The 20,983-nt window shown below is 68.6% G+C and carries 23 protein-coding genes; 8 read left to right on the plus strand and 15 right to left on the minus strand.

Annotation, left to right across the window (positions count from 1 at the left end; genetic code table 11):
• Positions 1–57: 57 nt before the first annotated feature.
• From AC1VNM_RS19695 to AC1VNM_RS19710, 4 genes are read right to left on the minus strand one after another with little or no spacing between them, the layout of a single operon-like run.
• Positions 58–1,479, minus strand: a complete 1,422-nt coding sequence (locus tag AC1VNM_RS19695) for an FAD-binding oxidoreductase (protein WP_483108013.1) — start codon at positions 1,477–1,479, stop codon at positions 58–60.
• Positions 1,473–2,558, minus strand: coding sequence for a 2-oxoadipate dioxygenase/decarboxylase family protein (locus tag AC1VNM_RS19700; protein ID WP_483108014.1), 1,086 nt, complete (start codon positions 2,556–2,558; stop codon positions 1,473–1,475). Before AC1VNM_RS19700 ends, AC1VNM_RS19695 begins: the two co-directional genes overlap by 7 nt.
• Complete coding sequence (gene amaB, locus AC1VNM_RS19705; RefSeq protein WP_431100466.1) at positions 2,551–4,056, minus strand: L-piperidine-6-carboxylate dehydrogenase; 1,506 nt, start codon at positions 4,054–4,056, stop codon at positions 2,551–2,553. Before amaB ends, AC1VNM_RS19700 begins: the two co-directional genes overlap by 8 nt.
• 60 nt (positions 4,057–4,116) lie before the next feature.
• Positions 4,117–5,211, minus strand: coding sequence for a saccharopine dehydrogenase family protein (locus AC1VNM_RS19710; protein WP_483108015.1), 1,095 nt, complete (start codon positions 5,209–5,211; stop codon positions 4,117–4,119).
• A gap of 197 nt (positions 5,212–5,408) precedes the next feature.
• Here AC1VNM_RS19710 and AC1VNM_RS19715 point away from each other — a divergent pair, with 197 nt between their 5' ends.
• The 4 genes from AC1VNM_RS19715 (at position 5,409) to AC1VNM_RS19730 (ending at position 7,148) form a co-directional block, all read left to right on the plus strand.
• A complete protein-coding gene (locus tag AC1VNM_RS19715; RefSeq protein ID WP_377159640.1) occupies positions 5,409–5,906 on the plus strand; it encodes an Lrp/AsnC family transcriptional regulator in 498 nt (165 codons plus the stop codon).
• Positions 5,907–6,075: 169 nt separating this feature from the next.
• Positions 6,076–6,210 (plus strand): hypothetical protein, encoded by a 135-nt coding sequence (locus tag AC1VNM_RS19720; protein WP_483108016.1) that lies wholly within the window; start codon positions 6,076–6,078, stop codon positions 6,208–6,210.
• Between the two features lie 37 nt (positions 6,211–6,247).
• Positions 6,248–6,502 carry a hypothetical protein gene (locus AC1VNM_RS19725; RefSeq protein WP_483108017.1) on the plus strand — a complete coding sequence of 85 codons (255 nt, stop codon included), beginning with the start codon at positions 6,248–6,250 and terminating at the stop codon, positions 6,500–6,502.
• Positions 6,503–6,569: 67 nt separating this feature from the next.
• A complete protein-coding gene (locus AC1VNM_RS19730; RefSeq protein ID WP_483108018.1) occupies positions 6,570–7,148 on the plus strand; it encodes an NnrU family protein in 579 nt (192 codons plus the stop codon).
• A gap of 33 nt (positions 7,149–7,181) precedes the next feature.
• Here AC1VNM_RS19730 and AC1VNM_RS19735 read toward each other — a convergent pair whose 3' ends face one another.
• From AC1VNM_RS19735 to AC1VNM_RS19745, 3 genes are read right to left on the minus strand one after another with little or no spacing between them, the layout of a single operon-like run.
• A complete protein-coding gene (locus tag AC1VNM_RS19735) occupies positions 7,182–8,081 on the minus strand; it encodes a hypothetical protein (protein WP_377159632.1) in 900 nt (299 codons plus the stop codon).
• A gap of 25 nt (positions 8,082–8,106) precedes the next feature.
• Positions 8,107–8,979: an ABC transporter ATP-binding protein gene (locus tag AC1VNM_RS19740; protein ID WP_377159630.1), complete on the minus strand. Its 873-nt coding sequence runs from the start codon at positions 8,977–8,979 to the stop codon at positions 8,107–8,109.
• Complete coding sequence (locus AC1VNM_RS19745) at positions 8,976–9,326, minus strand: GntR family transcriptional regulator (protein WP_377159628.1); 351 nt, start codon at positions 9,324–9,326, stop codon at positions 8,976–8,978. The genes AC1VNM_RS19740 and AC1VNM_RS19745 overlap by 4 nt, the downstream gene beginning before the upstream one ends.
• Positions 9,327–9,711: 385 nt before the next feature.
• Here AC1VNM_RS19745 and AC1VNM_RS19750 point away from each other — a divergent pair, with 385 nt between their 5' ends.
• Positions 9,712–10,461 carry a glucose 1-dehydrogenase gene (locus AC1VNM_RS19750; protein ID WP_431100470.1) on the plus strand — a complete coding sequence of 250 codons (750 nt, stop codon included), beginning with the start codon at positions 9,712–9,714 and terminating at the stop codon, positions 10,459–10,461.
• Between the two features lie 19 nt (positions 10,462–10,480).
• Here the strand turns inward: AC1VNM_RS19750 and AC1VNM_RS19755 are convergent, their stop codons facing one another.
• A complete protein-coding gene (locus AC1VNM_RS19755) occupies positions 10,481–11,365 on the minus strand; it encodes a LysR family transcriptional regulator (RefSeq protein WP_483108019.1) in 885 nt (294 codons plus the stop codon).
• Entirely contained in the window at positions 11,362–12,264 is a 903-nt protein-coding gene (locus AC1VNM_RS19760) for a LysR substrate-binding domain-containing protein (protein WP_483108020.1), read from the minus strand. The genes AC1VNM_RS19755 and AC1VNM_RS19760 overlap by 4 nt, the downstream gene beginning before the upstream one ends.
• Before the next feature lie 129 nt (positions 12,265–12,393).
• On the opposite strand from AC1VNM_RS19760, the gene AC1VNM_RS19765 reads away from it, so the two are divergent.
• Together AC1VNM_RS19765 and AC1VNM_RS19770 are read left to right on the plus strand one after the other, a co-directional pair.
• Complete coding sequence (locus AC1VNM_RS19765; RefSeq protein ID WP_483108021.1) at positions 12,394–13,110, plus strand: SDR family oxidoreductase; 717 nt, start codon at positions 12,394–12,396, stop codon at positions 13,108–13,110.
• A 9-nt stretch (positions 13,111–13,119) separates the two neighbouring features.
• On the plus strand, positions 13,120–14,079 hold the full coding sequence (locus tag AC1VNM_RS19770) for a quinone oxidoreductase family protein (RefSeq protein WP_483108022.1): 960 nt from the start codon (positions 13,120–13,122) through the stop codon (positions 14,077–14,079).
• Positions 14,080–14,081: 2 nt separating this feature from the next.
• On the opposite strand, the gene AC1VNM_RS19775 is transcribed toward AC1VNM_RS19770, so the two are convergent.
• The 6 genes from AC1VNM_RS19775 to AC1VNM_RS19800 all read right to left on the minus strand — a co-directional run bounded on the left by AC1VNM_RS19775 (position 14,082) and on the right by AC1VNM_RS19800 (position 20,030).
• A complete protein-coding gene (locus tag AC1VNM_RS19775) occupies positions 14,082–14,855 on the minus strand; it encodes a class I SAM-dependent methyltransferase (protein ID WP_483108023.1) in 774 nt (257 codons plus the stop codon).
• Between the two features lie 351 nt (positions 14,856–15,206).
• On the minus strand, positions 15,207–15,566 hold the full coding sequence (locus tag AC1VNM_RS19780) for a hypothetical protein (RefSeq protein ID WP_483108024.1): 360 nt from the start codon (positions 15,564–15,566) through the stop codon (positions 15,207–15,209).
• A 39-nt stretch (positions 15,567–15,605) separates the two neighbouring features.
• Entirely contained in the window at positions 15,606–15,857 is a 252-nt protein-coding gene (locus AC1VNM_RS19785; protein WP_483108025.1) for a hypothetical protein, read from the minus strand.
• 325 nt (positions 15,858–16,182) lie between these two features.
• Positions 16,183–16,581, minus strand: coding sequence for a hypothetical protein (locus AC1VNM_RS19790; RefSeq protein WP_483108026.1), 399 nt, complete (start codon positions 16,579–16,581; stop codon positions 16,183–16,185).
• Positions 16,582–16,656: 75 nt separating this feature from the next.
• Positions 16,657–16,944 (minus strand): hypothetical protein, encoded by a 288-nt coding sequence (locus AC1VNM_RS19795; RefSeq protein ID WP_377159578.1) that lies wholly within the window; start codon positions 16,942–16,944, stop codon positions 16,657–16,659.
• Positions 16,945–16,970: 26 nt separating this feature from the next.
• Positions 16,971–20,030 carry a sensor histidine kinase gene (locus AC1VNM_RS19800; protein ID WP_483108027.1) on the minus strand — a complete coding sequence of 1,020 codons (3,060 nt, stop codon included), beginning with the start codon at positions 20,028–20,030 and terminating at the stop codon, positions 16,971–16,973.
• Between the two features lie 228 nt (positions 20,031–20,258).
• On the opposite strand from AC1VNM_RS19800, the gene AC1VNM_RS19805 reads away from it, so the two are divergent.
• Positions 20,259–20,900, plus strand: coding sequence for a response regulator (locus AC1VNM_RS19805; protein WP_431100497.1), 642 nt, complete (start codon positions 20,259–20,261; stop codon positions 20,898–20,900).
• Positions 20,901–20,983: the final 83 nt, after the last annotated feature.

Genomic DNA, 20,983 nt, shown 5'->3' on the forward strand with positions numbered 1-20,983 from the left:
ACTTCCGTTGCAGCGAGGAATCGGACTTTAGCATGGTTTTGAACACTGACAAGCGATTCAACCACCCCAACTCACTTTTCCAAGACGGGCGTGCGGATCCCACAACACCTGTACTCTCCTCGCCCAATCCAGCATCCCCGGCTCCACCCGCTCCCAATGCGCCCGGTACGCCGCCTGCAGTTGAGGCCCGACCCCGTGCTCCGCACTGATCGATCCACCCAGCTCCGCGATCAGCGCGTACAGGCCTTCGCGCAGGGTCAGTTCTTGCTCCGGCGTGAGCGCGCCAGCCGTCGCCGGCCACACCATGTTGAAGTGCATCCCGCCATCGCCCAGGTGGCCGAAGTCGGCCAGCCGGACCTGCGGGAAGCGCTCGGCCAGCCACGCCGCCCCGCGCTCGCGGAACGCCATGAAGTGCTTGCGCGGCAGCGAGAGATCGAGCCCGATCACCTTGCCCTGCACCCGCAGTCCTTCGCTGATGCGATGGCGCAGTCCCCAGATCGCCTCGTCGGCATCGAGCACGGCATCGCGCACCCGTCCGGATTCGAACTCGCCCTCGAGCCAGCCCTGCAGCAGTCCGTCGAGCGCAAGTTGATCCGCCGGCAGCTCGCTGCTGAGTTCGATCAGCATGGCGTAGTCTGGCAGTTGCCCTTCGAACCAGCGCGCGACATCCTGGCCATGCAACCCGGCCTCGAGCGCCGCGCGGCTGATGCCTTCGAAGGCCGAGACCAGCCCGCCCCAATGCTGCATCACGTCGGCGTACAGCGGGAACACCTCGGCCAGCGATGCCGGCGCCACCAGCGCCACGGCCCGCTGGCGCGGCAAGGGCGCGAGCTTGATCGTCACCTCGCTGACCAGCCCCAGGCTGCCGGACGAGCCGATGAACAGCTGTCCGAGCGCCAGCGCCGAGTTGTCCTTCTGCAGCCCCTGCCCCAGACGCAAGACCTGACCCGCCGGCTCCGCCAGCACAACCTCCAGTGCCAGCGTGTTGGCGCGCACGTCACCGTAGCGCAGCATCCGCGTGCCGCCGGTGTTGTGAGCGACCATGCCGCCGATCGACGGATCGGCGCTGAGGTCGACGGGGAACCACACGCCGTGCGGCTCAAGACGCTCGTTGATCTCCGACAGCCGGAAGCCCGACGACACGCGCAGCGTGCGATCGAGCAGGTCGAGTTCGAAGACCTCGCGCAGCCGCTCGGTGCTGAGCAGCACCTCGCCGTGCGCATCATCCGGCGTGGCCGCGCGGACCAGCCCGGTGTGCGCGCCCTGCACCACCACACGAAGCCCGCAAGCGGCCGCGAGCGCCAGCACGCGCGCCGCCTCGTCGCGACTGCCCGGACGCACGAGCGCGGCGGCCCGCCCCGCGGCATAACGCGCCGGTTGCAGGAAGCGTGGCTCGATGTCCGCGCCCACCTGGACGAATGCTTCGCCGCAGACGGCGATGGCCTCCGCGAGGAAGCCGCCGGCCTGGAAGCTCAGCACGCCGCGGCCTCGCCCGTCGTGTCGGCGTCCTTGGCCGCGCCCGCCGTCATCTTGAAGATGCCGGTCGCGTTGCCCGCGTCGAAGGCCAGGTCCAGCGCACCGGACTCATCGAGAGGCGCGCGCTGGATGAATTCGTGGAAACTGCCCGGCACTTCGAGCATCACGCGCTGGCCGCGATCGAGGAACTCGCGCATCACGCGCGCCGCCTTGAACGCGGTCTGGCGCACGCGCCCGGTCGCGGAGGTCTCGATCGCGTCCTTCACCGGCCGGTCGAGCGCGCGCTGCGCCGCAACCACCGACTCGATGTCGGCCACGCGATCGGTCGCGTGGTTGAAGGCGTTGCCTTCGGTCGCGATCCAGGCCATCTCGGCCGACTCGGCGAGCAGCACCTGGTAGTCGTCCGCCTCGAACAGCGCATGCTGCCGCGCGAAGCAGCCGACCAGCTGGGGAAGGAGCGCCACCGCGGACACCGTCGGCAGATCGCCGTCGCGCGCGAGCTGTTCCAGCAGCGCCAGATCGCCCGGTGTCAGCGGATCCTGCGACGTCGCCAGCACCCGCGTCACCGCGCCCTGGAAACTGCCGGAGAAGCGCTCCGGATGCAGCTCCGAGACGAAGAACTGCGCGATGTCCTCGGGGAAGTCGGCGTGGCGCCAGGCGCGGCCGGTCATCTTCAGGCGCGGCAGCGGATAAGTCGCCGCCATCGTGAAGCCCAGCGGACGCAGCACGCGCGTGATCGCGGCCTCTCCTGGCGGCAGCGCGCCGGACGGCCACGCCACCGTGCGCAGCGCGCCGTGGTCGAAGACCAGCTGTTGCCCGTCGCGCTGCAGGTCGGCCACGTACGCAGCGGCCATCGGCACGCGATCGGTGACGTCGAGGAAGAGCGCCATGTTCAGCGCCTGCGCCAGCTCGGCGCGCGACACGCGCTCGCCCGCGGGACGCCGCAGGCCCGGCACCACCTGCACTCGGGCGAAGGCGGCGGAGGCCGCCTCTTCGCCGAGCGCGGCTCTCAACACCTGGAAGACGCCGCTGCCGGCGGCTTCGGCCACGCGGGCCTTCAATTCCGCCGTCAGATCAGACATCGAACTTCACACCCTGCGCCAGCGGCAGCTCGCGCGAATAGTTGACCGTGTTGGTCGTGCGGCGCATGTAGGCCTTCCACGCGTCCGATCCGGATTCGCGACCGCCGCCGGTCTCCTTCTCGCCGCCGAAGGCGCCGCCGATCTCCGCGCCCGAGGTGCCGATGTTCACGTTGGCGATGCCGCAATCGGAACCGCTGGCGCTGACGAAGGTTTCGGCTTCCCGGATGTCGTTGGTGAAGATCGCCGAGGACAGGCCCTGCGGCACGTCGTTCTGCAGCGCGATCGCCTCGTCCAGCGTCTTGTACTTCAGCGTGTACAGGATGGGGGCGAAGGTCTCGTGCTTCACGATGGCCGACTGCGCCGGCATGCGGACCAGCGCCGGCACCGCGTAGAACGCCTCCGGATATTGCGACGCCAGCGCGCGTTCGCCGCCGCTGACCTCGCCGCCCTGCTCGCGCGCAGCGGCCAGCGCCGATTGCATCGCGTCGAAGGCGGCCTTGTCGATCAGCGGGCCGATCAGGTTGCCGGGCTCGACCGGGCTGCCGATCTTGAGCTGCGCGCGGGCGCGGTCCAGGCGGGCGACGAGCTCGTCATGGATCGATTCATGCGCGATCACGCGGCGGGTCGTTGTGCAACGCTGGCCGGCCGTGCCGTAGGCGCCGAACAGGATGCCGCGCACGGCGAGGTCCAGGTCCGCGCTCGGCGTGACGACGATGGCGTTGTTGCCGCCCAGCTCCAGCAGGCAGCGGCCGAAACGCGCCGCGACGCGCGGGCCGACCGCGCGGCCCATGCGCGTCGAGCCGGTCGCGGAGACCAGCGCCACGCGCGCATCGTCGACCATCGCCTCGCCGACACCGGCGCCGCCGATCAGGACCTGCGACAGGAACTTCGGCGCGCCTTCATAACGGGCGACGGCCTTCTCGAACAGCGCCTGCGTGGCGAGCGCCGTCAGCGGGGTCTTCTCGCTGGGCTTCCAGACACAGGTGTCGCCGCAGACCAGCGCGAGCGCCGAGTTCCAGGCCCACACCGCGACGGGGAAGTTGAACGCCGAGATGATGCCCACCACGCCCAGCGGCAGGTACTGCTCCATCATGCGGTGGCCGGGGCGCTCGCTGGCGATCGTCAGGCCGTGCAGCTGACGCGACAGGCCGACGGCGAAGTCGCAGATGTCGATCATCTCCTGCACTTCGCCTTCGCCTTCGCTGGTCACCTTGCCGGCTTCCAGCGAGACCAGGCGGGCCAGTGCCGCCTTGTTGGCGCGCAGCTCCTCGCCGAACAGGCGCACGAGTTCGCCGCGCTTGGGCGCCGGCACGGTGCGCCAGGCCAGGAAGGCCTGCTGCGCGTTCGCGATCGCGGCGGTCATGTCGGCGGCCTTGGCCTCGTGGACCGCGCCGATCACGGCGCCGTCGATGGGGCTGCGGACGGTCATGGAGCCGCCGGTGACGGCGGCGGCCGGCACGCCCAGGGCGGCCAGCAAGTCGGTGGTGGTGGAAGTCATCGGGGAATTCTCCTTCAGCCGTTCAGGCGGGTCGTGCGATGAGCCGATCGAATCGATCGATCAACCAATCGATTCAACCTGACGCGACTGCTGATACGCCTTGCCGAAGCGATTCGCGAGGAAATCGGGCAGCGCCACTTCTTCCTGACGGACGAAGCCCGACTGCGGCAGCTTGCCTTCGCGGAACAGGTCGACGGCGGCGCAGATGCCGGCGGCGGTGGTGATCTGGATCGCCGACAGCGGCTGCGCGCCGTCGCGCTCCGCGAAGATCTTGCGGGCGAAGACTTCCTGCATCAGCACGCCGTTCTTCATGCCCGACACGGTCACGAACACGAGCACCACGTCCTGCATCGTCGCGGGCATGCTCTTGCGCATGATGTCCTTGAGCTTCTCCTGGTCGTTCTTCAGCGCCAGGTCGTCCAGCAGGAACATCATCAGGTCGCGATGCCCCGGATAACGGACGGTCTTGTAGTCCAGGTTGCGGACCTTGTTCTCCCAGGTCTCGCACAGCGTGCCCAGGCCGCCGGAGGTGTTGAAGGCCTCGTACTCCGTGCCGTCCAGCGAGAAGTGCTCCAGGCCTTCCAGCGGCAGCGCGGCGATCAGGGCGCCGTCGTGGATCGCCTCGCAGGGATGGCAGTACTCGTTGATCAGGCCGTCGACCGACCAGGTCAGGTTGTACTTCAGCGCATTGGTCGGAAACGCGGGCAGCGCGCCGACACGCATCTTGACGTCGCTCAGCGAGTCGAAGCGCTTGGCCAGGTGGTGCGCGACGATGCCGATGAAGCCCGGCGCCAAGCCGCATTGCGGCATGAAGGCGGTCTTCGCGCCTTCGGCGATGCGCTTGATCTCCTTGGTTGCGGCCACGTCCTCGGTCAGGTCGAAGTAGTGGCAGCCGGCTTCCAGCGCCATGTGCGCGGCGGTGATGGCCAGGTGGTACGGCAGCGCGTTCACGACCACGTCGTTGCCGCGCAGCGCGGCGGCCAGCTGGGCCTTGTCCTCCGTGTCGACGGTCTTCGTCGCGAGGCCCTGGCCGGCCAGCAGCTTCAGCGCGCCGGCGTTCTTGTCCATCACGGTAACCTGATAGTCCCCGCTGCCCTGCAGCAGTCGCGCGATGGTCTGGCCGATGTGTCCGGCGCCCAGCAGTGCCACTTTCATGTCGTACTCCTTGTGATCCTGTGCGGATGAGGTTTCAGATGCGATGCGGGCAGTGTCGGAACCTCCGCTGACGAAAGAAAGCACGAGTTCGACGGAAAACAGGTCGATACTGACGATTCGTCAGCCGAATCATTCATTCCGGCGAAAACGAGGGTTTATCCCGAGCACTCCGTCACAGCCTGTCGAAGGTCCCGCCCATGAATGCCAGGAAGACCGCGCCCGATCCGGCGTCCGAATCGCTCCCCTCGTCGCCCGCGACCCTGCGCGACCGAACCGACCGCGACCTGATCGCGCTGCTGCAGGCGAATGCGCGGGAAAGCACCGCCGACCTTGCACGCAAGTTGGGCGTGGCCCGCACCACCGTGGTGGCGCGGCTGGCGCGCCTGGAGGCCGAGGGGTTGATCGCCGGCTACACGGTGCGTCTGGGCGGCGAGGCGGTCGAGCGCGGCGTGCAGGCCTTCGTCGGCATCACGGTGCAGCCCCGCGCCGGGCGCGAGGTGGTGAAGCGACTCTCGCGACTGCCCGAGTTGCGCCAGCTCGCGTCGGTCAGCGGCGAGTTCGACTACATGGCCACGCTGCGCGCCGACAGCACGGCGCGACTGGATGCGCTGCTCGACGAGATCGGCGACATCGAGGGCGTGATCAAGACGCACACCTCGGTGCTGCTGGCGCTCCGGGTGGACCGGAGCGCGTGACGCTCGCCGCGGCAAGCTCGCGGCGTGAAGCGCGCGTGAGCCCGGCCGCGCGGACCATGTCGGTCTCGTGATGCGTGAGTAACGTCATGTTTTCGACGCCCGCGCCCGTCAACGCGCCGAGCTGGCACGCCGTTTGCAATTCATGAGTCGCCAGCTCAAGGAGCGCACCATGTCGAAGCCCACCGTCACCGCCAAGTACGTCCCGCCGATCTTCGTCGGCATGAAGGCCCTCGCGATCCTCGCGGTGGCCTGGGGCGCGGTCTATCCGTCGCTGCTGTGGGGTCTCGGCGCCGTGCTCCCCTGAGCGCCGCGGCGACCTCCACGTCCACCGGAGTTCCGCCATGAAAGCCCCTGCCCGTCTCCACGGCGCCGCACCGCCGGTGCCCGCGCAGCCGCCCATTGCCGCCCACCGCTGGCGGCGCCTGCTGCTGCCCGCGATCGGCATCGCCGTCGCGGTGCTGGCCCTGCTGGCGGCCATGGCGTGGCTCGACCATGCCGAAGGCGATCTGCGCCAGGTCCAGGCCCCGACCGGAGAGCCGGCCGCCACGACGCCGGCTTCTCCCGCATTCCAGCCGTCCGCGACAAGGGTCTCTTGATCCGCCAGGCACTGGTGATGTCCTCCCGGCAGGCGCATAGTCCGCGCCGCAAAGGAGCGACTTCACCATGTGGGCACTCATCCTCGGACTGATTCTCTTCCTCGGGCCGCATTCGGTCCGCATCGTCGCGCCGGCCTGGCGCGACGCCCGCCTCGCCGCCTGGGGCGAGAAACGCTGGAAGCTCAGCTACACCGCCCTCTCCGTGATCGGCCTGCTGCTGATCATCTGGGGCTACGGGCAGGCGCGGCTCGATCCGCACCCGCTGTGGGCGACGCCTCGCGGCATGAACCATCTGGCCGGGCTGCTGATGCTGCCCTCGCTGATCCTGCTGGCGGCCTCGCAGGTGCCCCGCAACCACATCAAGGCGAAGCTGCATCACCCGATGCTGCTGTCCGTGAAGCTGTGGGCCTTCGGTCACCTGCTGGCCAACAACACCGTCGCGGACCTCGTGCTGTTCGGCGCCTTCCTGGCCTGGGCGATCCTGGACTTCCGATCGGCCCGGCGCCGTGGCGCTCCGCCGCCGCCCGCGGGGACCGCCACGGGGACGGCGATCTCGGTCGCGATCGGCGTGGTCGCCTGGATCGCGCTCGTCATGGGGCTGCACCGGCTGATCATCGGCGTCAGTCCCTTCCCGACGATGGGATGAAGGAAGCGCCCTGGGCGGGCGCTTCCTGTCTGCTCAGAGGCTGCGCTTGCGCTGCAGGACCAGCAGCCAGAAGCACAGGCCCGCGATCACCAGACCGCCGACGAACTGCGGATGCCACGCGGCTTGCAGCACCTGCGGCAGCCCCTCCCGGGCGTAGTCCGGGAAGCGGTAGAGCATGTCGAAGAAGTCCTGCATGTTGAGATGGCCCTCGCGGTCCGAGTCGATCACCAGCCTGGTCCCGGTCTGGACCAGCGATGCGCCGACCCCGGCGACCTGCGTGATCAGCGCGTTGCGCAGCACCTCGGCGGCGGTTTCGTTCTTGTAGATGTTGAGGAAGGCCGCGACCGCGATGACGAGCAGCGGCGCGCCCCAGCGCTTGAGCCAGGCCGAGGCCGCCATCAGCGCGAGCACGATCGGCGAGAGCCAGAGCGCCGCGAGTACCAGCCCGACCGCCAGCCGCAGCCCGAGCCACAAGGTAGCCGCAAAGAGCGCCGACCACTGCGTCTGCTGCAGCGCGGCCAGGCCGAATTCCTTGAACGCCATCGCGGACCCGACGATCGCGCCGCCGACCAGGGCCAGCAGCGTGGCGACGACGGGCACCAGGATGCCGTGGGCAACGATCGGCGCGCCGATGCTGGCCGCATGGCTGCCGGGCAGCGAGGACCAGAACTCGATCGAGCGGTCCTGCTGGTCGCGGCGGGCCAGGCCCATCAGCTGGTAGACGGACACGGCCAGGGCCAGCGCCAGCACCAGGCCGACGGTCAGCAGGCCGGCGATCAGCGCCACCGGCTCGGGGCTCGGCACGTCGATGCCATCCACCTGGCTGAACGGCACCAGCGCCAGCAGCACCAGCACGGGCGCCAGCACCAGGCCGATCCAGGCCCGCTTGTATTGCAGCCACTCGCGCAGCAGCAGCGTGTTGAAGAGCGTCATGGGAGGGTCCTTGGTAGAGGGGCTATCAGGCTTCGGTGGCCTGGCGCTCGGGCTTGCGGGTCAGCGCCATGAACAGGTCGACCAGGCTGGGGCGCACGCGCTGGCCCAGATGCGCGACGGCATCGGGCGGCACGCCGTCGAAGAGCGCGGCGGGCCGGCCCTGGACGCGGTAGCGCAGCAGCGGATGGTTGGCGGCGACCAGCTCGGCGGCGTCGGGGTCATGGGACAGCGCGACGAAGCGCTCGTCCATCTCCGCCAGCGAGATGTTCAACACCAGCTTGCCCTCGTCGAGCATCAGCACATCGGACAGCAGGGTCTCGACTTCCTCGACCTGGTGGGTGGAGATGAGCACCGAGCGCTCGCCGTCGCACCACTCGTCGATGAGCATCTCGTAGAAGCTCTTGCGCGACATCACGTCCAGGCCGAGCGTCGGCTCGTCGAGGATCATCAGCTTCGCGTCGATGGCCGCGATCAGCGCCAGGTGCAGCTGCGTGACCATGCCCTTGGAGAGCTGCTTGACCTTGTCGTTCTCGGTGACCGAGGTGCGCTTGAGCAGTTGCCGGGCGCGGTCGGCGGAGAACGCGGGCTGCAGGCCGGCCATCAGCCGGATCAGCTCGGAGACCTTGGCCCAGCGCGGCAGCACGGCCACGTCGGGGATGTAGCAGAGCGAGGTCAGGAGCTGGGCGCGGTCCGCATGCGGATCCAGGCCGAGCACGCGGAGCTCGCCTTCGGCGCGCTTCAGGCCGACGAGGGTCTTCATCAGCGTGGTCTTGCCGGCGCCGTTGTGGCCGAGCAGTCCGACGACGCGGCCGGCGGGGATGGTGAAGGTCAGGTCCTGCAGCGCGGCCTTGCGACCGTAGTTCAGGCTCAGGTGGCTGGCCTCGATGAGCGTCTTCATGCGTCCTCCCAATTCAGGTCCTGGGGCCGGAGGCCCAGGCGGCGAAGTTTCTCCCGCAACCGAGGCCATTCCTCCTGGAGGAACTGCTCGCGCTCGGTATGCAGCAAGCGGATGCGGGCGCCGTCGCGGACGTACATGCCCAGGCCGCGGCGGCTCTCGACGAGGCCCTCGTCGACGAGGGCCTGCAGCGCGCGGCTGACGGTCAGCGGGTTGATGAGGTACTGACTGGCGAGCGTGCGCACGGATGGCAGCGCTTCGCCTTCGGGGGGATCGCCGTCGAGCAGCTGCGACGCCAGTCGGTCGGCGAGCTGCTGATAGATCGGCGCTTGATCGTTCCAGCTGTGCATGACGCGGGGCGCGGAAGCGCCGGTGTGTTGCTGATGTAGCACACCATATCAAGCGCCCCCGTTCTCCCCTAGCGGGGGGCGACAGACTGCAGAAAAGGGGGGATGAAGCGGAGCAGCCTTCGCTGCAAGCCTGAGCGCTCAAGCCCGAGCTTCAAACCTCACCTCGGATAGGCATCGCGCCAGTCTTAACGATGCGCGGCGCCAGCGGCAGTGCATGGCCGCAGTCACTGAGGCGAAAGGTGACTCATCGCCACCGTGAGGCGGCAGACGATTCACCCCTCTCAACGAATAAGTCTTAGTCGTCCTCGCACCTACTCATTCACTGGACGATGAACCAAAGTTCATCCCGACGCCACCCCGGCGCCGTCATCCAGAGATTGAATCCATGACCACACTCACCGACAAGGTCGCCATCGTCACCGGCGCCTCCAAAGGCATCGGCGCTGGCATCGCCAAGCTATTCGCCCAATCCGGCGCCTCGGTCGTCGTGAACTACGCGACCAGCAAGGACGCCGCGCTCGCCCTGGTCGCCGACATCCAGAGCTCGGGCGGCAAGGCCGTCGCCATCCAGGCCGACTTCTCCAAGACCGCCGACATCCGCCGGCTGTTCGAAGAGTCCAAGCGCGCCTTCGGCAAGCTCGACATTCTGGTGAACAACGCGGGCGTCTACGCCTTCGGTGCCGTCCAGGACGCCACGGAGGAGGAGTTCCATCGCGAGTTCAACACCAACGTGCTGGGCCTGATCACCGCGACGCAGGAGGCCGCCAAGCACTTCGGCCCGAACGGCGGCAGCATCATCAACATCAGCTCCATCGCCAGCGTCGGCTACATGCCCAACTCGGCGATCTACGCGGCCTCCAAGAGCGCCGTCGACGCCGTCACGCGCGTGACCTCGGTCGAACTCGCGCCGAAGAAGATCCGCGTCAACAGCATCGCGCCGGGCGCCACCATCACCGAAGGCATCGCCGCGCTGGGTTGGCCGAAGGAGGCCGTCGAGGCCGTGATCGCCTCGATCCCGTTCGGCCGCCCGGGCCAACCGGAAGACATCGCCCGCGTGGCGCGGTTCCTGGCCTCCGACGACTCGGCCTGGGTGACCGGCGAACGGATCACGGCCTCTGGTGGACAGCGCGCCTGATCAGGTCTGGATTGCCGCGCTAGCGCGGCAGTTCGGCGATCAGGTACTCGACGAATGCCCGGGCCGACGGCTTCGGCGGCCGGCCGGGCGTGAACATGCCGTGGACTTCGACGTCCTTCATGGTCCAGTCGGGAAGCAACTGGACGAGCGCGCCGGTCGCGAGTTCGGCGCGGCATCCCCACAACGCCGTCGTCACGACGCCCATCCCCGCCACAGCAGCGGCGACGGCGCCTTCGTTCACGGACACGCTCAGCCGGCTGTCGACGCGGATCGTCATGTCCCGGCCGTCCTTCTGGAACCACCAGCCCGCGGCACTCGTTCCCGCAGGGCCGACGATGGCCGTGTGAGTCGCGAGGTCGGCCGGCGTCGTGGGCGTGCCGTTGGCTCTCAGGTAGGCCGGCGATGCCGCGATCAAGCGATGCGTGCGACCGATGAGGCGCGCGGTCGCGCTCGAATCCGCCAGATCGCCGAGGCGCAACGCAACATCGACGCCCTCCCTGAGCGTGTCCTGCCGTTGATCGTTCATCAACAGGTTGACGTTCAGCAGAGGATGGCGCGTCAGGAAACCCGGCAGCAAGGGAACGATCTCGCGCACGCCGAAGCTCGCAGGCAAGGCGACCCGCAATGAGCCGCGCAGTTCCAGCGACCCGCGAGCCACGTGATCGGCCTCCTCGAGCGAGGCCAGGATTGCCTCGACACGCGCCAGATAGTCCGTGCCGGCATCCGTCAGCGTGAGCGCCCGCGTCGTGCGGGTGACCAGCGCCGCGCCCACGTCCTGCTCGAGCGCCGCGATGATCCGCGAGACCGAAGGCTGGGACAGGTCCAGTTCTCGCGCGGCGGCCGAGAAACTCCCGGTGCGCGCAACGCGCGCAAAAAGTCGGAGGGCAAGCAGCTTGTCGTTCATGCGACGCAGCCTTGAGCAGCACTCGCCGCCTCCTCGACCAGCCACGCGGCGACATCCCCCAACGGCGCGTCCCCGCGAGCGCGTCGTGGCGACACGAGGTAGTAATCGAGGCCCAGGTGCAGCACCTGCGGCGTCACCTGCACCAGGCGGCCGGCCGCCAGGTCGGACTCGATGAAGAATCTGCCCGTGAGGGCCAGGCCTTGCCCGGCGATCGCCGCGTCGATGGCCAGGCCCGTCTGGTTGAATCGGGTGCCCTTCAACGGCAAAGCCGCCACGCCCGCCTGCGCGAGAAATGCCGGCCAGGAGTCATGCCCGTCGTGGATCAGCGGACAGCTCGCCAGCCGCTCCGGCGTCAGGGCCGCCGCGCCGGCGAGCAGCGACGGACTGCCCACGGCGATCAGGTTGTTCTCGAGCAGCAGCCGCGCCTCGACACCCGGGCCGAACGGCGGACGACCACAGCGGATCGACAGGTCGACACCTTCCGCGTGGAAGCTGGACACGCGTTCCGTCGCGAGGACACGCAAGTCGATATCAGGATGACGCGCGGTGAAGCGGGGCAATCGCGGCAGCAGCCACTTGGTGGCGATCGTCGGGGCCACGCTGATCGTGACGTGCCGGTCGCCAGGACGCAGCAGGCGCGTGGCGTCGGCGATCTCTTCCAGGGCCAGGCGCACGCGGCGCGCGTAGGCCGCGCCGGCACCGGTCGGCGCCAGGCCGCGCGGATGCCGCTCGAAGAGCTTGACGCTCAGGTCGGCCTCGAGGGCACGGATCTGCTGCGCCACGGCGCCTTGCGTCACGTCGAGCTCCTCGGCCGCGAGCCGGAAGTTCAGGTGCCGCGCCACGACCTCGAAGATCCGGAGCGCCTTCAGCGACGGGAGCCCCACCAGCGGTGTGTTCATGGATGGACTGTAGCTTTTCTACTGGATGGATGTAGGTGCACGGACTCGCCGGATCGAGACGGCGCTGATAGCGTATCGACCCACGTGGGCAGGCGCCATCCGGCGGCGGCACGACACAGGAAGAGCACCATGACAGCCGATACGACAGTAGAAAGGGTCGCCATCATCACCGCGGGCGGCAGCGGCATGGGCGCCGCCGCGGCGCGCCGCCTCGCCCAGGACGGCTTCCGCGTCGCCGTGCTCTCCTCGTCGGGCAAGGGCGAAGCCCTCGGACGCGAACTGGGCGGCATCGGCGTCACCGGTTCCAATCAATCCGCGTCGGATCTGAGCGGTCTCGTCGATCAAGTGCTGGCGCGCTGGGGCCGCATCGACGTGCTGGTCAACAGCGCGGGGCATGGCCCGCGCGGTCCGCTGCTCGAGCTCTCCGACGACGACTGGCATCGGGGCATGGACACCTACCTCCTCAACGTCGTGCGCGCGTCCCGGGCCGTGGTGCCGACGATGCAGCAGCAGAAGTCCGGCACGATCATCAACATCTCGACGGCGTGGGCCGTCGAACCGTCCGGTCAGTTCCCGACTTCGGGCGTGTTTCGGGCGGGCCTGTCCGCCTTCACGAAGATCTTCGCGGACACCTACGCGGCGGACAACATCCGCATGAACAACGTGCTTCCAGGCTGGATCGACAGCCTCCCCGCGACGGACGAACGCCGCGACGGCGTGCCGATGCAGCGCTACGGACGCAGCGACGAGATCGCCGCGACGATCGCGTTCCTGGCGTCCGAAGGGGCCGGCTACATCACGGGCCAGAACCTGCGCGTCGACGGCGGCCTGACGCGATCACTGTAAGGGGGCGCCATGCAAGCACTGGTCTTTCACCAATTCGGCGATGCCGACGTCCTCCGCTACGAAGCGGTGCCCGATCCCGTTCCTGGCCCCGATCAGGCGCTCGTTCGCATGCGCGCCGTCGGCCTGAACTTCGCGGACGTCTATCGTCGCAAGGGCAACTATCACCTGGCGGGATCACCGCCGTGGATCCTGGGCTACGAAGGCGCGGGTGAGGTCGTCGCGGCGCCCGAGGGCAGCGGCCTGCGGCCCGGTCAGCGCGTCGGCTTCGCCGACAGCCCGTTCGCCAACGCGGAACTCTGCGCGGTCGATGTGGACCGGCTCATTCCGCTGCCGGACGAGACGTCCTTCGAGACGGCCGCCGGTTGCCTGCTGCAGGGCCTGACGGCGCAGTACCTGTGCCGCGACAGCTACGCGGTGCGCGCTGGCGACTGGGCCGTCGTGCATGCGGCGGCGGGCGGTGTCGGGCTGCTGCTCGTGCAGATCCTGAAGCACCTGGGCGCGCGCGTCATCGGCATCGCCTCGACCGACGCCAAGCGACAAGCCGTGCGCGAGGCCGGCGCCGACGTGGTGATCCCGACCGAAGGGTGGCTGCAGGCCGTGAAGGCGCTCACCGACGGGCGCGGCGCGGACGTCGTGTACGACTCGGTCGGCACCACGCTGCGCGAGAGCCTGGATGCCGCGCGCACCGGCGGCACGATCGTGTTCTACGGCATGGCGGCGGGCGACCCGGCGCCGGTGGATCCCCGGCGGCTCATGGATCGCTCGCTGGCCCTCGTCGGTGGTGATCTGTGGAACGTGCTCACCACTGCCGAAGAGCGCCGGACTCGCGCAACGGAATTGTTCAGCTGGATCCGATCAGGCGTCGTGACGTTGCGTCTCTCTCAGACCCTCGCCTTGCGCGACGGCGCGCAGGCGCACCGCGCCCTGGAGACTCGTCAGACCATCGGCAAGATCGTCCTGCTGCCTTGAGATCACGGTTTCCTGAACCGCAGCACGAAGCGATCGGTCTTGCCCCGGATCGCCGGATCGAACACCTTCAGCGTGCGGTCGTCGGCGGGATTGGCCAGCGCATCGGTTTCCGCGTCGAGCACGAATCCGGCCTTCTCCACTTCGGCCTTGACCGTCTCACGGTCGATCCGATGCAGGTCTTCGGTGTGCTTCAGACCTGACCCCGCCACGGCCGAATGGTCGGCCACGATGTAGTACCCGCCCGGCTTCAGCAGGCTGAAGACCGCCTTGTTGTAGGCGTTCACGTCAGCGCCCTTCATGAAGCTGTCGTGGAAGTCGTGATAGTTCTCGAAGGTCCAAAAGACGTCGAGCGTGTTGTGGATGGACGCCGGCGGCTGCTCGGCGAGCGGGCTCGAGGTCTGTTCGACGTTCCCATGGCCGGGCTCCGCGGTGATGGCCCTCGCGGTGGCGGCCGGGTTCGACTTGAAGACGGCGAACTCACTCGGCACGTAGGCGTAGACCTTGCCCTTGGGCCCCACCAGCGTCGAGAAGATCCGCGTCCAGTACCCGCCGCCGGGCACCGCGTCGATGACCTTGTCGCCGGGCTTCACCTTGGAGAAGGCGACCAGGTCCGCCGGTCGCCGCGAGGCGTCCTGCTGGACGTCCTTGGCAGGTCGTGTCGCATCCGCCACCGCCGCGGAGACGGCGGCGTCGACGACGGGCGTCTGCGCCATGGCCAGCGACGACATCAGCGCGGCGGCGGTCACGGTGGCCAGCGCGAACAGTCTCGAACTCATGAGGGCTCCTTCTGCAGGTCGATGATCTGGAGGAGCGTAGCGCTCATCCCGCAAGGCGTCTTCAAGTCATGGCTGACCCGGCAGAAAGGAGAAACGCGTGAGGTCTTCATCTCATCCTGTCCATTGGCCCGGGACGTGCCGGGCCGAGCCTCCTTGCCTCACGCAAGCACAACTTCGCGCCTACTGCGAATGCAAGAACCATGGCCCCGCATGAAACGCCCAGGAAGACTTGCTCCGACACCATGACGCCGTTCGCAGGCAGCCAGATCTGAAGGAAATGGATCGAAACCATGGTCGACACCTGTAGTGCAACACCGGCGGCAAAGGCAAGGAGAAGGCGCAGATACCTCTTCATTGCACCGCCCCTCGAACCGTCCCCGACTTGGCTTCGAACAGCACCTTCAGGTGGACCTGCTTGTCGTCCTCACCGCGATGGACGATGAAGAGCACCATTGTTGGCATTTCACTGGCCTGGCATTTGATCGGGCAGATGATTTTCAGCAAGTGCTTGCCGGCCGGTGTCGGCTCGACCCAATTCAGGAACTGCTTGGATGACGCGTCTTCCTGCGGGGCGCCAATCTTTTCCACGATCTCGCCGATTGACCTTTGACCGAAGGCGAGATTGCACCTTTCAGGCAGGTTGCGCCCGTCATCGCTGGCTCCGCATGCCACCAGGAAGGCAGCAACCAGCACCACGCCCAACATTGGCACGGGTAGGGTCTTTGCGATCCCCTTCATTAGCCCACGCACTCAGTCCTGCGCCTTCTTTGGCTTGATGAAGCCCAGTCGGTGGCCCTGTTTCAGCCACATTTGGTTTGCGGCCGAAACCGTCAGCCCGATAACGCCGCAGAAGATGGCGAGGAATAGCAATGGCGGTACCACATAGCCCATCGCCTCGACGGCCCACCGCAATACGAGGACCGCGCCTGCGCCAGCAAGTATCAACAAGATTCCGAGTCCAAGCGTCCCGGCGAGTTTCATGTATCTGTTCACTTCTTGCATCCGCAGTCGTTCCCGTATTTGACCGCCTCAACCATTGCGCTGCCCGCGGCGGCACCGGCCGCACCGCCGAGGTCACTTCCGCCCGGCGCAGAGCGTTCTGTCGCCGCAGTCAGCATGCGAGCCGCGTCCCGATGACCGCCCTTCGCCGCGCGACGCAGCCATTTCAATCCCGTCTGACGATCCATTGGCGTGCCTTCTCCATGAAGCTGACACAAGCAGCATCCCAAGCGTCGAGCCTATCCGCAAAGAGCGGCGGAATGAAAACCATCCTTGCGCCGACAACTGATCAGCGCGGCGGCGGTCGCCAGGACAATCAGTCTTGAACTCATAGGGAATCCCTCTGCAGGTCGATGATCTGGAAGAGATCAGCGCCCATCGGGCGCAGCGTCTTCAAGTCATGGAGAGTTTGGTGACTTTCCATGCATCGGACCTGCTCCGCAGCTCGACCGTGAAGCCTCGATCGCAACTCGGGCTGGTCACCCGCCCTCGAAACTTCGCCTCGGCGTTTGTCGCCGGAGAACTGGTACGTATAGAACCATCTGCTGAGGTCCACTCGCATCTCCTTGCCGCATGCGGCGACCAGCGCCTGCTCGGCAGGCAGGAGCTCCTTGGCGGCATTCCATCCATCGAGCTTGTGGGCAAAAAGCGGAGGGATGAACACCAACGCCGCTGCGATGGCGGCGGCAAACCAAGCACCCTCACGAAATCTTGTCTTCATGATCATGGTTGTCTCACCCGTTCCTGCGCGACGCGAGCCCCACTGAAGATCGTTTCAAGGCCTTGCATCTCCGAGCTCGCCTCATCGACACAGACGCTCATGCCAATAGAAATCCGGTCGCAAGATCCATGAGAACTTCTCCTTCTTCGAGAGTTCCCGCAAGGGGCTCAGATCGATCTCATACCGCCACAACAAGGCCATCAACTCGAAGACACGCTCCTTGCTGAGTCGATTGAGTTCGACATTCAGCACCAGGCCCCGGCCGACACCTTTGAAATCCTTGATGCAGTCGAGCTCTCGCAGCCCTTCAAAGAACCGTCGCTCATCGCCATGCGAGAAGAACGCTGTCAAACGGATTTCGATGTGCATGCTTTTCCAGAAGGGTTTGCCAGCGTTCAGCTCGCGCGCGATGCACGCATCGTCAAGGTCACGCTCGTGCCTTGCCCCGGCGCGCTGGTGATCGTCAAGCGCGCGCCCACCGCGCGCGCGCGCTCCCGCATCGACGCCAGTCCCATGTGCCCTGGTCGGCCGCTCGCGGCCAGCGACGGCGGCATGCCTTCGCCATCGTCGCGCAGCTCCACGCGCAGTCGCCACCATCCGAAGCGCCAGGTCATCGTGATGCGATTCGCCCGCGCGTGCCGGAAGGCATTCAGCAGCGCCTCGCCGAAGATCAATCGCAGCTCGTCCCGGACCTCCGCCCGCAGCGGCCGCTCGCGGCCGACGATTTCCAGCCGGAACTCGCCGTCGTAGTCCCGCGCCAGCTGCGACGCGATGTCCTCCAGCGCCCTCGGCAGGCTCGCGCTACCTGGCTGGGAGCCGCGCAACGCCATCACGCGGCGGCGGCTCTCATCCAGCACGTCGTCGGCCATCAGCAGGTCCGCATCGATCGCCGCGCGCACCGGATGCGCCGCCGGCAGCTGCGCGGAGTGCGCCTCGAAACGCAGGATCAGCCCCTGCACGCCCTGCAGCAGCGTGTCGTGCAGCTCGCGGGCGATGCGGTCGCGCTCGGCCATGCGGGTGCGCATCTTCTCGCGCGCCCGCCGCGCGGCCTGCCTCAGGCGCAGCCGGTGCAAGGCCCAGATCAGCGCGATCACCGCCGCCACGCACAACACGCGGAACAGCGCCGTCTGGTACCAGGCGGCCGGGATGACGATGTCCTGGATCGCTTCCTGCGGCGCCGCGACGCCGTCGCTGTTGATGGCCAGCACGTGGAAGCGGTAGCTGCCCGGACCCAGGCTGTTGTAGGCCGTCTCCCGCCGCGGACCCGCGTCGCGCCAGCGCGTATCGACCCCGTCCAGCCGGTAGCGGAAGCTCACCCGTTCCGGCACCGCGAGGCTCGCGGCGGAGAAGCGCAGCTCCATCATCTCGGCGTGCTTCGGGAGCGTCACCGTCGCGCCCGGCGCGTACTCGACGCCATGGGCGCGCAGCCCGGTGATCCGCACCACGGGCGGCACCGCGTTGCGCCGTGACCGCCGCGGATCCAGCCACGCCACGCCGGTCGTGCCCGCGAACCACAACCGGCCGTCCGCGGCCTCCACCACGCTCGGCTGCGGCCAGAAGGCGGTGGCGCCGCCCGGGTGGCCGTCCAGCGTGTCCAGCACCTCCACCTTCAGCGGCTGGCCGGGATCGCCCAGGAAGCGGAGCAGGTCCTCGCGCCGGACATGGACCGCCCCCTTGCGCCCGTTGAGCCACAGGTCGCCGTCCGCGGTCTCGGCGATGCCGGACACGCCGGCCAGCGTCTCCGGCACCTCGGTCGCCAATGGCACGAAGCGGTGGTCCCACAGGATCGCCACGCCGCGTTCGCCCGCGATCAGCAGTCGCGACCGGCCGGCATGGACCAGCAACACGTCGCCGACATCCACACCCTGCGCCGGCCCGAAACTGCGCACCTTGCCGTCGGCCCAGCGCAGCACCTGGTTGTCCTTGAGTCCGAACCAGTAGGTGCCGTCGCCGGCCCACGCCACCGCGGCCTCCAGCGGCGACGGCTGTCCCGGCAACGACAGCGGCTGCCAGCGGCCGTCCTCCCAGGTCTGCACGCCTCCGCGCTGGAAGGCGACCATCAGGCCGTCGCCGTAGGGGACGATGCCGCTGATCCAGCGCTCCCCGACGCCCGGCGGTCTGGGAATCCCCTCCCACCGCGCGCCCTCGCGGCGCCAGAGTCCCGCGGGTCCGACCAGCCAGAGCCGCCCCTGGCCGTCGCGGCCCGCCGCGGTGATCTGCGCGCCCGGCGCCGGCAGCTTCTCGGCCTCGCCCGCAGGGCCCGACAGCCGCCACACGGTGGACGCCACCGGCGAGTACGCCGCCACCGTCACCCCGCCGCCCGGATCCGCCGCGAGCGCGAAATTGCTGGTGGCGCGCGGCATCGGCGCGGGCACGAGCGCGGCCCGCCGGAAGCGGTCCAGGCCGGTCTTGGTCGCGACCCACAGACTGCCTTCGACGTCCTCGAGGATCATCATCCCGAAGTCGCCCGACAGGCCCTCCGGCGCGGCGAAGCGTTCGTACTCGCCGGTCAGCGGCACGCGGTCGCCCTCCAGCGGCCAGGGCAGCCGGCGGCGGCACAGGCCCGCCGGGCAGAACACGGTCCACAGGTTGCCGTCGCGGTCCACCACGGTCGACGACCCCCGCCGCGTCGACAGCCGCGGGTCCCGCGCGATGGCCATCCGCGACAGCGCCGGCGCCTTGCGCATCTCGTTGGCAAAGACCAGCCAGGTCTCGCCGCGCAGCACCTGGAGGCTGGTCGCCTCCTTGCAGTCGCCGACGGCGCGGAAACGCGTCTCGCCCTGCGGCAGTCCGAGCAGGCGCTCGTTGTCGCAGATCCAGACGGTGCCGCGCCCGTCGACGACCGCGCCGTCGATGGCGCGGCCCTCCACGCCCCACGACGCGTCGATGCGCTCCCAGCGGTCGTTCTGGAAGCGGAAGAGCTCGGTCGCACCGCCCGCCCAGATCGCGCCGTCCGCATCCTCGGCGATGGACCGGATGCGGGCGGTCGCCACCGCCTCCGTCACCGGCACGCGCCAGACCTGGTCGCCGCGGATCCGGACCAGCCCGCGCGGGAAGAAGGCGGCCCACAGATCGCCACCGGACGTCGCCAGCACCTTCGCCACGGTGCCGGACGGGAACTCCTGCGGCGGCGGCGGGCGGAAGCGCTCGAAGCGCACGCCGTCGAAGCGCGTCAAGCCGTTCGGGCCGCCCATCCAGAGCAGTCCGTCCGGCGTCTGGGCCATGGTCCAGGTTTCCATCGGCACGCCGTCCTCGGCGGTCCAGGCACGGTGATGGAACTGGTTCATGGCGAGCCCGTGGTCCAGCGCGCGGACCGGCACGGCGGCCAGCAGCAGCGTCGCGGCCAGCACCGCCATCCCAACCGCCTTCCAGGCCCCGCTCGCGATCGACATGAGCGTCGCCATCGCGCGCAACGCCGTCGTCGCCGCCGGCGAAGCCCGGGGCGTACGGCGCATGGGAGCGGACATCACGAGCGACAACGTCATGGGGCCGGAACACTAGCAGAAGCGGCGGGCGGATCGGGCGAGCCGCGGGGGTGGCGCGAGGCGCCGGCGCGACACCTCCGGGCTAACTCTTTCGAGGGAGCGGGAGTAGCCCCAGGGGCGATCCGGACCGTCGGCTGCGGCTACGCTTCGGCCCTTGCGCCCACGAGCCGGCGCTCCCGACCTGACCGCTGACCGCGCGTGAACGACTCCGCCCCGATCTCCTCCCCCATCACGGTGATGGCCGTTGACGACCATGCGCTGATGCGCAGCGGCATCACGACGGTCATCGACGCCGAGCCCGACATGCGCATGGTGGCCGAGGCCACGACCGGCCTGGAGGCGCTGTCGCGCTTCCGCCAGCACCAGCCCGACGTGACGCTGATGGACCTGCGCATGCGGGACATGGACGGCATCGAGGCGATGACGGCCATCCGTCGCGAGTTCCCGCAGGCGCGGATCGTCATCCTCACGACCTTTCCCGGCGATTTCCAGGCCGCGCGCGCGATCAAGGCCGGTGCGGTGGGCTACCTGCTCAAGGGCCTGATGCGCACCGAGCTGCTGGACACCATCCGCGGCGTGCATGCCGGCCGGATGATGGTGCCGCCGGCCATCGAGGCCGCCATCGCGCAGCATGCCGGCAGCCGTGCGCTGTCGCTGCGCGAGACGCAGGTGCTGCGCCTGGTGGCGCTCGGTCACGCGAACAAGGAGGTGGCGGAGCACCTCTCGCTGACCGAGGAGACGGTGAAGGTCCACATGCGGACCATCCTGGGCAAGCTGTCGGCGAAGGACCGCACCCACGCGGTCACGATCGCGTTGAAGCGCGGGATCATCGAACTCTGAACGCCTGACCGCGGCCGGGCCGGAAGCGGCCTGCCCCGCGCCCTCAGGTCCCGTCGCCCACCCGGCCCATCTCGATGTCGGTC

The organism is Mitsuaria sp. MSU3D (genome assembly GCF_056867975.1).